This is a genomic window from Streptomyces caelestis (assembly GCF_001279005.1).
Classification (GTDB): Bacteria; Actinomycetota; Actinomycetes; order Streptomycetales; family Streptomycetaceae; genus Streptomyces; species Streptomyces heliomycini.
On the sequence record NZ_LGCN01000205.1, the window covers coordinates 1 to 14,616 of the forward strand.

Below are 14,616 nucleotides of genomic sequence, written 5' to 3' on the forward strand. Positions count from 1 at the left end.
GAGCCGGCGCGGGGAGCGCCGGGGGTGGAGGGGGGTGGAGGGCTCGTGGTCGCCCGCTGGGCGGGGGCGGGGGCGGTGCCGTGGCCCTCGGCGGTGCGGGGCCCTTGACCGGTACCGGGCCCGTCGTCGGCCCCGGCGCGGGAGCCCGCGGCGTCCGTGGCCGGGGTTTCCGGGACGCCCGCCCCGTCGGGCCCACGGCCCGTGAGCCGGGAACGCAGCGACGCCCCGAGGGCACGCGCGGCCGACAGGGGCCCGTCCTCCGGGAGGGCCGCCTCGGACGCCTCCGGCGGGGTGACCTCCGGGACGGCCGGGGGCGCCGGGGGCGCGGGAAGCGTGGGGACGGCCGCTGAGGGGCCGTCGGGGACCGGGTCCGCCTCGGGCTCCGCGGCGGTCGGACGAGCGGCCGGCCGGCCCGGGCCCGCCGGAGCGGCCGGCCGCCCGGGAGCGGCCGAGGTCCCCGGGCCCGCCGGGGTGTCCGCCGGCTCCGTGACCGCCGGGGTCGCCGGTGTGGTGGCGCGGCCCGGCGCGGGTGGGGTGTCCGACCAGCCCAGGTACGCGCCGCAGTTGCCGCAGAAGTCGTCCGCGGGGTCGTTGGGCGCCCCGCACACGGGACATGCGCGCATGCGTCAGTTCCCTTCCTCGGCGGGCGGGCCGGACAGGACCTCCACCCGGAACGCCGTGTGCACCGGACACATGGTCCGGACGATCTCGTGGACCCTGTCCGCGTCCACCGGTGTCCCGCCGGCCGGCCGGACCCGGACCAGCGCCTCGGCGGGCGGCTTCGGCGGCAGGGCGGAGCCGGCGGTGCCCGACCACACCGCGCCGCCGTCGCCGGTCACCTCGGCGTGCGCGCCGAGCGCGAGCCGCAGGGCCTCGACCAGCCCGCGCCGGGTGCCGCGCCACCGGTGCAGGTACACCGCGCGGACGACGGCCTCGCGGCGCACCTCCACCGGCCACCGCGGGTCGTGCGCGGCCCCCACCCAGGACGCCAGCCAGGCCAGGAAGTCGACCGGCGTCACCCGGGGGTCGAGATAGGCGGGCAGGTTGTCGAGGGTCGAGAACACCGGGGCGAGGACGGTGTCGAGCCCGGCGGTGAACCGCTGCGCGAAGTCGTCGTCGGCGTACAGCGCGGGCAGTTGCCCGCCGATCGGGTACCTGCTCGGCAGGCCGGGTACCGCCGCGCGGCTCATCCCCGGCCCTCCGCCCCGGCCTCCGTCACGACCACCTGGTGCTGGTACGAGAAGACCAGCGCGCCCGCGGACAGGTCGATGCGGTCCGTCGGGGCGCCGCGGCGGCCGGTGACGGGGTCGGCGGGGAACAACCGGACCTCCTCGACCAGGGCGTCGCCGGTGGCGCGTTGCAGGACGCCGAAGACCTCGCCGTACTGCACGGGCCGCCCGAAGGGCCATCCGGTGCCGTCCGGGCCGCCGACCAGCGGGTTGAGGTGGCCGAAGAGCGCGTCGAGCGCGGCGCCGCGGACCCGGTCGGTGTCGCCGGGGGCCGCCGAGAGCCGGGCCACCACGGTGACGCCCTGGTACACCGGCGGCTCCACGACGAGCCGGGTGCCGATCAGCCGCCGTTCGTCGAGGCTCGCGGTGATCGCCGCGAGCACCTGGTCGGAGGGGATCAGCTGCTCGAAGCGCAGCCGGTCGTCCCCCTCGTCGGCCGCCGCGTCCGGCACCACCAGGACCCGTACCGCGCCGGGTGCGTCCGCGGCCGGCAGGCAGCGCACCCGGCGCACCGAGGGCGCGGCCCGGCGGCTGATGGTCTCGTAGTCCTCGGCGGTCACCGCGCGGTCCTGCATGCGGAGCGCCTCCGGCGCGCGCCGCCTGGCGTTCTCGACGGTCTCGCCGCCGACGCCTCCGCGCGCCGCCTCCCGGTTGGCGACCCGGGCGACGTACGGCACGGAGCTGAGCAGCACGGAGATCGCGCCGCGGGCCACGTTGCCCGCGGGGCCGCCGCCGGTGCGGTAGCGGGCCACCCGTATCCGCGCGCCCTTGGGCGGCACCGCGCCGCACTGCCGCAGCGTGCCGTCGGGTTCGCGCAGCGCCGGGGGGAAGAGGAACTCGCCGGTGGTGGCGTCCACCCGGACGTGCCGGTCGGCGGGTCCGGAGCGGCCGAAGTGCTCCACCACCTCCCAGCGCTGCCACCCCTCGTCGGAGGACACCTCCACCACGGGCGGCCCGGCGTCCAGGAGGACCGGCGGACGGTCGAGCCGGAAGGTCTGTCCGGCCACGCCCTCCGAGGTGCCGAGCGGCACGTCGGTCACGGTCTCGGCGTGCTCGACGGACATGGTGCCGCCGACGGTGAACACCGCCGCCTCGCGCACCGTCGGGGACTCCGAGTAGAACGGCTGGCCCGGCTCCGCCTCGGTGACCCGGCAGCGCAGCCAGCCGGCCCGGGTGCCGCCGATCACCGACGCCGTGTGTCCGGCCGGTACGTGCACGATGATCTCACCGGGCCGGTTCAGACCGCCGGTGGTGTCGGCGCCGGTCTCGCACGGCCGCCAGCCGCCGCCGTCCCAGGCCTCCCACACCAGCGGGGGCTGGCGCGGGTCCACGCCGATGCCCTCGACGCGGCTGTCCAGGCGCACCGCGACGATGCAGCGCGGCACCGCCGTCGGCAGGCCGAACAGCAGCGCGTCGCCGGGTTCCGGCCTCGTCTGGAAGCAGCGGATGTCGAGGCCGTCGGCGAGCATGCCGGTCCGGTCGCTCTGCCCGCCGGTCCTCGGCGCGGTGACCAGGCGGATCAACTCGCTGGGCAGGATCCGTAGTTCGTCGGTGGTGGTGAAGACCACGGGCTCGTCGGACTCGCCGCCGGCGGTGGTCACCTCGGTGCCCGGGGGCAGCGCGACCGTGTCGGGCTGCGGCGCCGAGAGCCAGAAGTCGACGTCGGCGCCGGCCGCGGTCGGCGGGAACAGGCGGATGCCCAACAGGTCGAGGAACGCGGTGTAGTTCTTGTCCGGGACCCGGTTCAGCCGGTACAGCAGCTGGTCCACGAGGTAGGCGAACGTCTCGATCAGGGTGACGCCCGGGTCGGAGACGTTGTGGTCGGTCCACTCCGGGGCGCGCTGCCGCACGTACCGCTTCGCCTCGTCGACGAGTTGCTGGAACCGCCGGTCGTCCAGGTTCGGGGAGGGCAGGGCCATCAGTCCGCGCCCGCTTCCTCGGCCCCCTCCTCGGAGGGGATCGTGTAGAAGGGAAAGACCAGGTTGCGCCGGTCGTTGGTGGATCGCAGGGTGTAGTGCACGTCGATGTAGAGGGTGCCGTCCTCGACCGCGTCGAAGGCGACCACCACGTCGTCCACCGTGATCCGCGGCTCCCACCGCTCCAGGGCCTCGCGCACCTGCCGCGCGAGGCGCCCGGCGGTGGCGCCGTCGCCGGGGGCGAAGACGTGGTCGTGGATGCCGCAGCCGAACTCCGGGCGCATGGGACGCTCGCCGGGCGCGGTGCCGAGCACCAGCCGGATCGCCTCCTCGACCTCCCGTTCCCGTTCGACCAGGGCGATCCCGCCGGTGGGCCCGACCCGCAACGGGAACCCCCAGCCGCGGCCGATGAACCGCTCGCTCACACCGCACCGCCGATCACGACGTTCACGGCGCCGGGCAGGACCGTCGCGCCGCACGCGGTCCGGTCACGCGCCCGGGCGGCCGGCAGTCCGCCGATGAGGACCTGTCCCGAGGCGATCCCGGCCGGGTTGGGCATGATCACGTTGGCCGGGCCCATGACCGCGTGCTGGGGCATCGCGCAGACGTGCAGGCTGCCCGTGACGGCGGCGGGGCGGCCGCCGATCAGGACGGTCGCCACCGCCCGTGCGGCGGCGGGCGGCGGGGTGGTGATCCGGCCGCCGTGGTCGGTGGGGTCACCGGTACGGGCTGCGGCTGGCATGCGGCACTCCTCGGAGGACGTCGGGGGCGGCGGGCGGGGGTCAGTTGATGCGGATGAGCTTGGCCTTCAGGACGCCGAGCAGACCGCCGTCGACGGTGACGCCCGAGCTGCCGGTGACGTTCACGTCACGGCCGCCGATCCGCACGCCGGCCCGGCCCTGGATGTCCACGTTCCGGCCCGACACGCTCACGTCGCCCTCTCCCGCGTCCAGGGTGATGCCCTGCTGGTCGAGCACGACGGAGCTGAGGGGCTGCCGGGCCCCGCCCCTGCCGGAGTGCACCGTCAGCTCGATCCGGTCCCGGCGGTCGTCGAGGAACACCTCCAGGCGTTCGTCGGCGGTCATCAGCCGCACCCCCGAACGGCCGGGCGCCCGCGCGTCCAGCAGCTCCACCCGGTGCCCCGAACGCGACACGAAGGAACGGCGGTTGACCTTCCCGGTGGTGCCGTCGACCAGCGGCACGTCGTGCGGCGAGGGCTCGTCCACGCCGTTGTAGAGCCCCCCGATGACGTACGGGCTGTCCAGCAGGCCCTGTTCGAAGCCGACCAGGACCTCGTCGTTGACCTCGGGGCTCACCACGCCCCCGCCGCCCCTGCCGCCCCACTGCACGGTGCGCACCCAGTCGGTGACGTAGGTGTCGTCCAGCCAGGGGAACCTCAGTCTCACGGCGCCGCTCTCGGCGCCGCCCGGCTCCCGTACGTCGGTCACCACGCCGATCGCCAGACCGGGGATGCGCGGGCCGCGGGAGGGCGCGTCGGCGCCGGTGACCAGACCGGTCGGGGAGCGGTCCGGGCCGGCGCTCACCCACACCGTCGTGCGGTACCCGCCGTGCGGTTCGAGGACGTGCTGGACCGCCGTCGCCGTGTACTTCCCGCTGAAGGCCTGCCCGACGTTGCCGAGCGCCACGGGCTTGCCCGCCCGCAGCTTCGGGTTGCCCTCGACCAGCGCCTCCAGCTCGCCGAATCCCGCGCTCACCTGGCCGGCCACCGCGTCCGCGACCGCCCTGGTCTCGGCCTGGGTGCGGTACGGGGTGTCGGCGACCGTCAGCTTCGACGTGCCGAACCGGGCGGCGAACGCCGGGCTCAGCCCCGGCAGCACCGTGTCGCTGTCCACCGAGGACCGGCCGGCCACCAGCGGCCGCTTCGTGGTGACGTCCCAGCCGCGCACCTCCACCCGCTGCGCCCCGTCCGCGGCCGACAGGGAGGCCCGCAGCGCCAGCAGGTTCCGCCCGTACTCCAGCACCATCGGGTTCCGGGTGGCCGACGTGGACGGCGCGGGCGCGCCGGACGCCTTCTCCGGCCGGGTGAACTGGAGCAGCCCCCGGTCGTCGACGCGCACCTGCGCGCCGCTCTCGGCGGCCAGGAATCGAAGAAAGTCCCAGTCGGACACGTTCGCCTGCGACAGCTGCTTGTAGGTGACCGGCGCGGCCTGCACGGTGCCGCAGGCCAGACCCGCCCCGGCGGCCACCTTGCGGACGATGGCCGCCGCCGTCATGTTCCGGTACGCCACCACCTTCCGGCCGCGCTGGAGGCGGTGCGCCTTGGAGTAGGCGCGCACCACCGTGAACGAGCCGGTGCGGTCCCGGTCCAGCTCCAGGGCCGTCACCTCGCCGTCGAACAGCCGCTCGCGGGCCTGTCCGGACACGGTCACCACCGACACCTTCAGCGGGGTGCCGATGGTGATGCCGGTCTTCCGGAGGAACTCGTGGTCGGGGTCGCGGAAGGTGAGCACCGCCGCGTCCGGCAGGCCCACGTTCTCGTCCACCACGCAGCTCACCAGCTGGGCGGCCCAGACCGGCGGGAGTTCGGCGGGCGTCTCCACGACCGGGTCCGCCGCGAAGGACCGGCCGCCCCGTTCCACGGCAGTGCTCACCGCTCCTCCTCACCGTCCGTGTCCCGCAGCCCCGGCACCACCAGTTCGGCGCCGGGCACCAGGGCCATCGGGTCGTCGATCCCGTTCGCCTCCGCGATGACCCGCCAGGCCGTCGCGTCGCCGTACTCCCGCCAGGCCAGCAGGGCCAGGCTGTCGCCCGCCACGACGGTGTGCGTGCTGCGGGCGGTGCGGGCGCCGGAGGTCGGGTTCTGGCCCGGCGGGTCGACGCTCGCCTCCTCGATCGACAGCCGGCAGGTGGCCCGCAGCGGTTTCCCGTCCACGTCGAACAGCGTGTAGGAGACCGACAGGCTGGAGAGCACCCCGTCGAACGAGGTCGTGCGCGCGGTGCCCCACTCGAACCGCACCCACGGGCTGGCCGGCTTCTTGCGGTCGAGGCTCGCCGGGGTCGGCACGCACGCCTTCATCAGCTTCTCCACCGCCTGCTCCACGGAGTCGTCGTGCCTGGCGGTGGCGTCCAGGAACACTTCGAGGCTCAGCGTGCGCGGGCCGCTGCCGACGAACTCGGGCAGCGCCGACTGCCCCGCCATCCGGGACGGGGTGCGCCGCCACTCGGTGGTCTTCCGCAGCTCCAGGCTGTTGGGGTTGAACTGGAGGTCCAGCCGCGCGATCGTCCCGCCCGGCTTCGCGCCGACGGAGGCCGGGGGCTCCTTCAGCGTCAGCTGGGCCCTGGCCCGACTGGAGCGGAACATCGTGGACACGCCGGGTCTTCCTTTCCGGGTCGGGTGCGGGGGGTGTGAGGGGGTGCGGGACGGCGGCGGGCCGGGTCAGGAGGGGCGCAGACCCTCGTGGGCGATCTCCAGGGTCTCCACCGCCGCCTGCGATTCGTTGGGGTCGAAGGACGGGCCCTGCCAGCGCACCGGCACGATCCCGAACACCTGCCAGCCGATGATCCGGCTGAGGTTCGGCTTCAGCGCCACGATCTCGCCGTCCTTGGGTTCCACCCGCTTCAGCGTCTCGTCCAGCCAGCGGCCGATCTTCGCCGTGTCGGCGGTGACCGGCCGGGTGAGCGTGATGTTCGACCAGGTCACGCGGCCGGGCAGCTGCCAGGCGAAGCCGTTGTTGCCGCCCTCCGCGTAGCTCTCGATCTCCACCTCGGCGCCCATGCCGGAGCAGGTGTTGAAGGCGCCCAGGTCGTTGCCGCCGATCGTGAGCCGGAAGAACACGCTGCTCGCGAAGATGTTGTCCGTCATCCGTCCGTCATCCGTCCGTCATCCGTTCCGTGCCCTCAGCGGCGTCCGTCGTAGGGGCGGCCCGTACGTTCCCGGCCGCGCCGCAGTTCGGTGCGCAGCAGGCGGGCCAGGGGGTCGAGCAGGCGGCGCGCCAGGTCGTCCAGGTCGGCGCCGGGGTTCTGCGGGGAGTCGGCCGACCGGTCCGCGTGCCCGGCGGAGCCCTCGGGCGCCGCGAGGTCGCCGGCGGCGGAGACCGACGACGAACGGGCGCGCGCCGGCCCCGTTCCGGCCGGTACGGCCTCGACCGGTACGCCCTTGGCCACGGCGAGGTCACCGGCGGGGGAAGCATCGCGCTGGACGGGGGTCGCCGCCCGGCCGGTTCCCCCGCCCGCCGCCGGCCTCGGCGTGACGTTCCTCGGGCGGACCACGGGGACGGGTCCCGCCGGCGTGGCCGACGGGCCGTGGGCCGGGGGTGCCGTCCGGGGAGCGGCCACGGGGAGGGGCCGCTCCGGCGCGGGGGCGACCGCCGTACCGGGAGCCGTGCGGGGCGGCGCGGGCCTGACCACGGGGACGCGCCGGACGGCGCCGGTGTCCCGCGGGGCGGCCGGACCGCCGGCCGGTACCGCGGGGTCGGGTCGCCGCGGGGCCGGGTCGTGCGGCCGGTGCGTCGGCACGGCCCGCTGGACGGGCGGGGCCGCCCGGGTGCCGGCGGGCCGCGCCGGGCGCGTGGGCGCGCCGGTGGACGGGGCGTGGTCGGCGCCGGTGCCGGCCGGGGCCGTGGTCCAGCGGGCGGCCACGACGGGGCGGCCGCCGGTGCGGGACGCGGCCGGTGGTACCGCGCCCTCGGGGGGCCGGGTGTTGAGGGTGAGCGGGCGGGCGGGGAGCAGCGCGAGGGCGCGGACGCCCGTGGCGGTCGCGCCCGCGGCGGGGCTCACGGCACGGGCGACGACGGGGCCCGGCCCCGGTCCGGCGGACGCCGACATGGGTCGTACGGCGTCCCCGGCCGGACCCTGTGGAGCCGGAGCCGGAGCCTGGGACGCGGCGGGCGGCCCCGGCGTCACCAGCGGCGTGGCCGGTCCGCCGCCGTGCGGATCCGCGGGGCCGGGTGACGGGGTGCCCGGCGCGGTGGAGCGATCCGCGAGGCTGCGCCGGACACCGGTGGTCCCCAGCAGCGGGGCGGCCGGCGTGTCCTGTTCCCGTACCGGGTGCGCCGCGGCGGGCGTCCGGGCGTCGGACGCGGTGGCTCCGGGGAGGTCGGCGCTGGGGGGCAGCGCGGGCAGGGGCGCACCCAGACCGCCGCGGGCGCGGGCGCCGCTCCGCCGGGGAGCGGCGGCCGGGTCCGAGGCGCGGCCGTCGGGGCCGGTGTCCGGGGCCGTCGCCCGCACACCGCTGCCGGACGGGGCGCCGGCCGTCTCCTCGGCCCGGCGCTGGACGACGGGAAGCGCGGGGCCGGAGACGGGACCCGGGGCGGGTACGGCGGAAGCGTCCTCGGCCGACGGTGTCGCCGTGGGCGGCAGTCCGGTCAGCGGTGCGCCCAGCGGCGGCCGTCCGCCGTCGCGTCGGACCGGGGCGGTCCCGGGCGTCTGCGGACCGGCCGGGGCGGCCGGGGCGGCCGGACCGGACGCGCCGGATGCCGTGGCGGTGCCCGGTGCCGGAACGGCGGCGGTGGGGCGCAGGGCGGCGACGCGGCGTACGGGTCCGGCCGTACGGCGGGCGACGGTCAACGGGGGCCCCACCGGCCGCGGTCGGGCGACCGGGCGGGACGCCGCGTCGCCGTCGGCCCGGGACGCCTGCGGCCGGCCGCCGCTCCGTTCGGGCGGCGCTCCCGCGGCGGTGCGCCGCGCGGACGGTCCGGACGCGGGCCCGGCGTCCGCGTCATGTCCCGCGGACGGTGTCCGCGAGGAGGAGGGGGCGCCGGGAGCGGACCCGGCGGTCGCGCCGGGGACCACGGAGACACGTCGTACCAGCGGAATCGGCGGGGCGGCCGGCGGGCGGGCGGAGTCGGAGGGCGCCGCGACCGGGGCGGTGCCCGGTGTCACGGCCCGTCGCGCGGCGGGAGAGGGCGAGGAGAGCACGGCGGGGGACGTCGTGGACATGAGGCCACGGGTCCGGTGGGCGCTGCCCGGACCTCCCGCGTCCGGACCGCTGTCGGTACCGTCCGCGGAACGTGCCACCACGGAGTCCGCCCCGGGACCCGTGCCCGCCGCCGCCCGCGCACCGCCCGAGCCGCCCCGGGACACCGCCGGACCGGACGGCCCGGCGCCGGAAGCTCCGGAGCCTCCGGCTCCGGAACCCGGGCGCGCCGAGTCCGGGGACGCCGCGCGGGAAACCCCGGAACCCGAAGACGCCGAACCCGAGGACCCGGAACCCGAAGACGCCGAACCCGAGAGGGCCGAACCTGAGGACGCCGAACCGGAAGCCCCGGAACCCGGGCGCGCCAGGTCCGGGGACACCGCGCGGGAAACCCCGGAACCCGAAGACGCCGAACCCGAGGACCCGGAACCCGAAGACGCCGAACCCGAGGGGGCCGAACCTGAGGGCGCCGGACCCGAGGAGCCCGGACCGGGCGGGCGCGCCCGGCTGGCGACCGGTGTGGCCGGCGTCGCGCCGCCCGCACGCGCCGGGTCCGGCCGCACCGTGCCCGGAGCGCCGTCCCGCGGGCCTTCCCCCTCCGGCTCCGTCCACAGCGCACGGAGCAGCAGCGGTCCCCCGCCGGTGACGGTGGCCCGTGGGACGGCCGGGCGCGTGACCCCCCGCACCAGGCCGGCCGGGGCGTCGGGCCGCAGGGCGTGACCGAGGCCGCTGTCGAAGGAGGGGTTCTGCCAGGCGGCGAGGCCCGCGCGGAAGGAGAGGCCGTCGCTCACGCCCAGCGGGGCGCGCGAGACGGTGAGCCGCGGCGCGGCGGTGCGGCGCCAGCCGCCGTCCCAGTCCCCGGGCACGGCGGGACCCGGACCGTCGGGTGCGGCGGCGGCCGGGGCGCCGTCCGCGCCCCGGTCCACGCCCTCGCCGGGCGCGCCGGACCCGCCGCCCGCCGACCGCCCCGCGGCCCGGCGGCGCAGCCTGTCCCGCCATGCCATGCGCTCAACCACCTTCGTTCATACGGGTGTTGATACGGGCGATCTCGGCCACCCACTGCCGGCGTTCGCCGTGGGTGAGGTCGAGGATCTCCTCGCGCTGCCAGTGGAAGTGGTAGGCGACGTACGCGATCTCCTCCCGGAGCCGGGGGAGCGCGTACGTCACGATTCCCCCAGGCGCCCGCCCGAGAGGTCGACCTCGAAGCCGCCCTCGCAGTGCGGGCAGGTCACCGCCGCGCGGGTGTGGCCCTCGCTGTTGACGCGGCGGTAGAAGTCCTGGAGGAAGGCGACGTCGGTGGCGTACATCCGTTCCACGACCCCGGCGTGCACATCGGTGATCGAGCCGAGCCGGGTGATCACCTGGCTCAGCAGGACCACGCTCAGGTACGCCGGGTTCTCCTTGACCCGCAGGTCGATCTGGGGCCGCAGTTCGTCGCGGGCGGTGGCCAGGCGCATCGTGCCGTGCCGGTGCACCGTGCCCTCGTCGTCCACGTATCCGCGCGGCAGCTCGAACTCGAACTCGGTCCGCAGCCCGTGGTCCTCCCGACGCGGCGGGGGCGCCTCGGCCGGGCCGGCCGCCCCCTGGTCCGACGCCCGGTCCGACGCCTGGGCGGGCGCCGTCGCCTGGAGGACCTCCTCCAGGTTGCCCGCCGTCACCGTACGACGCCTCATTCGACGACGATCTCCTCGAACACGATCGTGACGGACTCGGTGGCCGGGGAGGACTCGCCCGCCTTCAGGGACGGGCCCTCCCACTTGGAGGCCCAGCCCTGCAACAGCTGAATGCGACGGACCGTGTTGCCCTCGGTGTCCTTGATCTCGATGGTGAGGTTCTGGCGCGCGGAGTTCACGGCCCCGTTGTTCAGGGTCTCCTTGATCCAGTTGGTGAACTCGCTGCTCTGGTCGAGTCCCCGGGTGATCGTGATCTCGCCGGCCTGCCGGGCGCCCGGCTGCTTGCGGATGATCTGCTTGCCCTCCGAGGTCACCTGCTTGACCTCGACGACATCCTCCTCGACGGTGAACCCGCTGATCTCCTGGATCGACTCGACCAGGTATCCGCCGAGCTGCACGCCGAAGACGTGGGTGGAAAGAGCGTCGCCCGTTGCCATGACTGTCTGTCAACCTTCCTTTGCGGACCCGCGGGTCACTCGTCGATGAGGCTGGTGGTGTCGGAGAACTGGGCCAGCCGGAACACCACGAACTCCGCGGGCTTGACCGGCGCGACGCCGATCTCGCAGACGACCCGGCCCTGGTCGATGGACTCCTGCGGGTTGTTGTCGCGGTCGCACTTCACGTAGAACGCCTCGGCGGCGGTCCGGCCGAACAGCGCGCCCCGGCGCCACTCCTCCTGGAGGAACGCGGTGACGTTGCGCCGGATGCTCGACCACAGGCGGTCGTCGTTCGGCTCGAACACCACCCACTGGGTGCCGAGCAGGATGGACTCCTCCAGGTAGTTGAACAGCCGGCGCACGTTCAGGTAGCGCCAGGCCGGGTCGGAGGAGAGGGTGCGGGCGCCCCAGATCCGGATGCCGCGGCCGGGGAAGGCCCGGATGCAGTTCACGCCGATCGGGTTGAGCAGGTCCTGCTCGCCCTTGCTGAGCCGCAGCTCCAGGTCGACCGCGCCGCGGAGCACCTCGTTGGCGGGCGCCTTGTGGACCCCGCGCTCGGCGTCGCTGCGCGCCCACACGCCGGCGACGTGACCGCTCGGCGGGACGGTGGTGTTGCGTCCGAGCGCCGGGTCGAAAACCCGCACCCACGGGTAGTACAGGGTGGCGTAGCGGGAGTCGTAGCCCGCCTCGTCGTTGCGCCAGGTGCGCACCTGCTGGGCGGACATCCCGGGCGGGGCGTCGAGCACGGCCACCCGGTCGCCCATCTGCTCGCAGTGCGAGATGACGGCGAGCTGCACGGTGCGCACGCCCTCGGCGTCGACGTCACCGCGCTGGTAGGCGCCCATCAGGTCCGGCACCGCGACCATGGTGATCTCGTCGATGGTCTCCAGACCGCCGAAACCGGTACGGGCCGCGGCGTCGCCGACGTATTCGGCGGGGTCGATGCGGGCCGGCTCGCCGGAGCCGTTCGCGGCCGGCGCGGCCGGGGCGTCGGGGATCGCCACGGTCTGCGCGGCGGGCCTGGCCGCGCCGGCGCCGCGCTGCTCGGTGACCTCGATCAGCTCGGAGGCGCGGGCCTGGGTGACCAGGTACCCCTTGACGTTCCTGCGGGTGGAGGCCTCGTAGGTCTCCACCACCTGGTCGCCGCGGCGGACCAGGACCTTGAAGCGGTCCTCCGGCGGGTTCTCGCCGTCCACGTCGGCGACCTCCACCGACACCCCGGTCACGCCCGGCCTGGCCGCGATCAGGAAGCCGCCGACCTCCACCGGCCGCACGGCCCCGCCGCCCCCGAGCGGCCGGCCGTCGCCGGCCGCCGGGGCGGAGGCGTCCTCGGCGGACCCGCCGATGCGCACCACGTACGCGGCGCCGCCGCCGTTGGAGAAGTACCCGTGGACCGCGTGGGCCAGGTAGGCGCCCTCGGTGAAGCCGCCGAACAGCTGGACGTACTGGTCCCAGCCGGTGACCAGCGTCGGCGCGTGGAACGGGCCCTTCCCGGCGAAGCCGACGAACGCGGCGACGGCCGTGCCGACCCCCTCGATCGGCCGGGCACCGGACTGCACCTCCTCCACGTACACGCCCGGGGTGAGGTACGTCGGCATGCTCGCTCCTTAAACGTCCTTGCGGTCACCTGTGTCCAGGCCGAGTCTGCGCGGCGCACCGGGCGGCCCGGCAGGAGCCCGCGGACCGGACCGGGGGCAGGGCCGCTGCCTTTCCGGGCCGTCCGCGCTGACCGCCCGGACGGCACCCGCCGCTGCCCCCGCACTGCCCTCACGGTCCTGGACGCCCCGCCGGTCCGCGCGCTCGACTGGTGGGCCGGGGATTCGTGGAGAGGACAGCGCATGCGTGCCCGTGGGGAACCGCAGGAGACCGGCCGGAAAGGCCGTACGCAGACCCGGACGGCGTCGCCCGCCGAGCGGGCCCCCCTCACGGGCGGCCCGTCCCCCGCGGGGATGCCGGCCCTACAGCGTGCCGTGGGCAACGCGGTGGTGGCGCGCATGGTGGAGGAGGAGCGGCACGAGCACGGCGCCGGCTGCGGTCACGGCGCGGCGGGCCGGCGCTCGGCGGTGCACGACGTCCTGAGCACGCCCGGCCGGCCGCTCCGGCCCGCGCTGCGGACGGAGATGGAGGCCCGGCTCGGCGAGTCCTTCCACGACGTGCGGGTGCACACCGGCCCCGAGGCGGCGGACTCCGCGGACTCGGTGGGCGCACGGGCGTACACCTCGGGCAGCCATGTCGTCCTCGGCCGGGGCGGAGCGGACAAGCACACCCTCGCCCATGAACTCACCCACGTCGTCCAGCAGCGCCGGGGGCCGGTCGCCGGCGCCGACGACGGCGCGGGGCTGCGGATCAGCGATCCCGGCGACCGCTTCGAGCGCGAGGCGGAGGCCAACGCCCGCCGGGTGATGGCCAGCCCGGCTCCGGTGCGCACCGCCGTCCCGGAACACCCTGTCGCCGACGGCGGGGAGACGGCGGTCCAGCGGGCGGTCCTCGTCGGCGGCGCGGAAGTGGCCGAACCGGCCCGCCTCGTCGAGGAGGCCGGGCTGGATCACCTCCTCACGGACACCGCTCGGCTGGTGCTGGGCTACGCGCCGCAGCTGACCGCCGAGGTGCCCCTGCAGGTGAAGGACGCCGAGGACCTCGTCATCGAGGTCGGGCGCATCGCGGCGATGATCGACCTGGTCCACTCCATCAACAGCAGCGGAATCCTGGGGCGCAGGACCCTGTCCCGCCAGGGGACGGCCTTCACCGGTTCGAACGACGAGGGGGACGGCACCGCGTTGGCGGTGAACGTGCTCGACGCGCGCGCGGGCGGTTCCGACGCGGACATCCGGAACGTGGTGGACGAGTCGCTGACGGCACGCGACCGGGGCAGCTTCAGCGTGGCCATGGAGCGTCCCGTGGACGACGACATGATCCTCGCCGACATGGCCGGGGACGTCCCCGGCGCCGCGCTGAGCGAGACGGAGCTCGCCGCGATCCGCGAGGCCGCCGAGGGCGACGCGAGCCTGATCGGCATGCTGGTCTCGGCCAAGCTGAACGACAAAAAGGGCGAGCTGCTCGCGGAGTCCCACGCGGAGACGGTGGCCCAGTACCGGTCGCTGCTCCAGGAGCGGACCCAGAACACGGCGATGGCGATCATCGGCAGGCCGGGGGCCGACGTCCTCACCAAGGGACCGCACCTGGGGTCCTACGAGTCCGACGTGCCGTCCGACCGGATCCCTCCCGGCCCGGGCGGGTTCACCTCCCTGGTGCTCCCCCGGTGGTTCGAGCCGTACGGCCCCCTGCTGATGACCCGGGACTGGCCGAAGGGCGTCACCCTGAGGTTCGCGGGGAACCGGCAGATCACCGCGTACTACCGCGCCAAGGGCAACGACCATCCCGTCACCGTCGACGCGCCGGACTACGCCACCGAGATCGAGGCCCAGCTGCGGAAGTTCCAGGTGATCGCCACCCACATCCTCAAGACCGCCGGCCTCTGACGGCCCC

General features: G+C 75.9%; 13 protein-coding genes and 1 pseudogene. 1 reads left to right on the top strand and 13 read right to left on the bottom strand.

The genetic code is table 11. From position 1 onward, the window contains the following. The 13 genes and pseudogenes from ADK41_RS22135 to ADK41_RS22195 form a co-directional block, all read right to left on the bottom strand. Positions 1-623, bottom strand: a pseudogene (locus tag ADK41_RS22135) (hypothetical protein); the annotation flags it as partial. 3 nt (positions 624-626) lie between these two features. Then, entirely contained in the window at positions 627-1,190 is a 564-nt protein-coding gene (locus tag ADK41_RS22140) for a phage tail protein (RefSeq protein ID WP_030829894.1), read from the bottom strand. After that, positions 1,187-3,148 (bottom strand): putative baseplate assembly protein, encoded by a 1,962-nt coding sequence (locus tag ADK41_RS22145; RefSeq protein ID WP_030829891.1) that lies wholly within the window; start codon positions 3,146-3,148, stop codon positions 1,187-1,189. The genes ADK41_RS22140 and ADK41_RS22145 overlap by 4 nt, the downstream gene beginning before the upstream one ends. Continuing rightward, positions 3,148-3,570 (bottom strand): GPW/gp25 family protein, encoded by a 423-nt coding sequence (locus tag ADK41_RS22150; RefSeq protein ID WP_030829889.1) that lies wholly within the window; start codon positions 3,568-3,570, stop codon positions 3,148-3,150. The genes ADK41_RS22145 and ADK41_RS22150 overlap by 1 nt, the downstream gene beginning before the upstream one ends. Next, positions 3,567-3,887, bottom strand: coding sequence for a PAAR domain-containing protein (locus ADK41_RS22155; protein WP_030829887.1), 321 nt, complete (start codon positions 3,885-3,887; stop codon positions 3,567-3,569). The genes ADK41_RS22150 and ADK41_RS22155 overlap by 4 nt, the downstream gene beginning before the upstream one ends. 40 nt (positions 3,888-3,927) lie before the next feature. After that, on the bottom strand, positions 3,928-5,757 hold the full coding sequence (locus ADK41_RS22160) for a VgrG-related protein (RefSeq protein WP_030829884.1): 1,830 nt from the start codon (positions 5,755-5,757) through the stop codon (positions 3,928-3,930). Beyond that, positions 5,754-6,467, bottom strand: a complete 714-nt coding sequence (locus tag ADK41_RS22165) for a LysM peptidoglycan-binding domain-containing protein (protein WP_380957615.1) — start codon at positions 6,465-6,467, stop codon at positions 5,754-5,756. Before ADK41_RS22165 ends, ADK41_RS22160 begins: the two co-directional genes overlap by 4 nt. Before the next feature lie 75 nt (positions 6,468-6,542). After that, complete coding sequence (locus ADK41_RS22170) at positions 6,543-6,968, bottom strand: phage tail protein (RefSeq protein WP_030829877.1); 426 nt, start codon at positions 6,966-6,968, stop codon at positions 6,543-6,545. 35 nt (positions 6,969-7,003) lie between these two features. Beyond that, on the bottom strand, positions 7,004-9,043 hold the full coding sequence (locus ADK41_RS22175; RefSeq protein ID WP_158717684.1) for a hypothetical protein: 2,040 nt from the start codon (positions 9,041-9,043) through the stop codon (positions 7,004-7,006). Between the two features lie 985 nt (positions 9,044-10,028). After that, entirely contained in the window at positions 10,029-10,187 is a 159-nt protein-coding gene (locus tag ADK41_RS42205) for a DUF6760 family protein (protein WP_167353482.1), read from the bottom strand. Next, complete coding sequence (locus ADK41_RS22185; RefSeq protein WP_030829864.1) at positions 10,184-10,693, bottom strand: zinc-ribbon domain-containing protein; 510 nt, start codon at positions 10,691-10,693, stop codon at positions 10,184-10,186. The genes ADK41_RS42205 and ADK41_RS22185 overlap by 4 nt, the downstream gene beginning before the upstream one ends. Further along, a complete protein-coding gene (locus ADK41_RS22190) occupies positions 10,690-11,130 on the bottom strand; it encodes a phage tail protein (RefSeq protein ID WP_030829861.1) in 441 nt (146 codons plus the stop codon). Before ADK41_RS22190 ends, ADK41_RS22185 begins: the two co-directional genes overlap by 4 nt. Positions 11,131-11,165: 35 nt before the next feature. Next, on the bottom strand, positions 11,166-12,728 hold the full coding sequence (locus ADK41_RS22195) for a phage tail sheath family protein (RefSeq protein WP_030829858.1): 1,563 nt from the start codon (positions 12,726-12,728) through the stop codon (positions 11,166-11,168). Positions 12,729-12,968: 240 nt separating this feature from the next. Between ADK41_RS22195 and ADK41_RS22200 the strand changes: the two genes are divergently transcribed. After that, positions 12,969-14,609 carry an eCIS core domain-containing protein gene (locus ADK41_RS22200; RefSeq protein WP_051843260.1) on the top strand — a complete coding sequence of 547 codons (1,641 nt, stop codon included), beginning with the start codon at positions 12,969-12,971 and terminating at the stop codon, positions 14,607-14,609. Positions 14,610-14,616 lie beyond the last annotated feature (7 nt).

Coding starts and splice junctions, on each gene's coding strand:
- ADK41_RS22190 (WP_030829861.1), bottom strand. CDS start 11,130: ATGGCAACGGGCGACGCTCTTTCCACCCACGTCTTCGGCGTGCAGCTC.
- ADK41_RS22170 (WP_030829877.1), bottom strand. CDS start 6,968: ATGACGGACAACATCTTCGCGAGCAGCGTGTTCTTCCGGCTCACGATC.
- ADK41_RS22175 (WP_158717684.1), bottom strand. CDS start 9,043: ATGTCCACGACGTCCCCCGCCGTGCTCTCCTCGCCCTCTCCCGCCGCG.
- ADK41_RS22155 (WP_030829887.1), bottom strand. CDS start 3,887: ATGCCAGCCGCAGCCCGTACCGGTGACCCCACCGACCACGGCGGCCGG.
- ADK41_RS22145 (WP_030829891.1), bottom strand. CDS start 3,148: ATGGCCCTGCCCTCCCCGAACCTGGACGACCGGCGGTTCCAGCAACTC.
- ADK41_RS22185 (WP_030829864.1), bottom strand. CDS start 10,693: ATGAGGCGTCGTACGGTGACGGCGGGCAACCTGGAGGAGGTCCTCCAG.
- ADK41_RS22140 (WP_030829894.1), bottom strand. CDS start 1,190: ATGAGCCGCGCGGCGGTACCCGGCCTGCCGAGCAGGTACCCGATCGGC.
- ADK41_RS22200 (WP_051843260.1), top strand. CDS start 12,969: ATGCGTGCCCGTGGGGAACCGCAGGAGACCGGCCGGAAAGGCCGTACG.
- ADK41_RS22195 (WP_030829858.1), bottom strand. CDS start 12,728: ATGCCGACGTACCTCACCCCGGGCGTGTACGTGGAGGAGGTGCAGTCC.
- ADK41_RS22165 (WP_380957615.1), bottom strand. CDS start 6,467: ATGTTCCGCTCCAGTCGGGCCAGGGCCCAGCTGACGCTGAAGGAGCCC.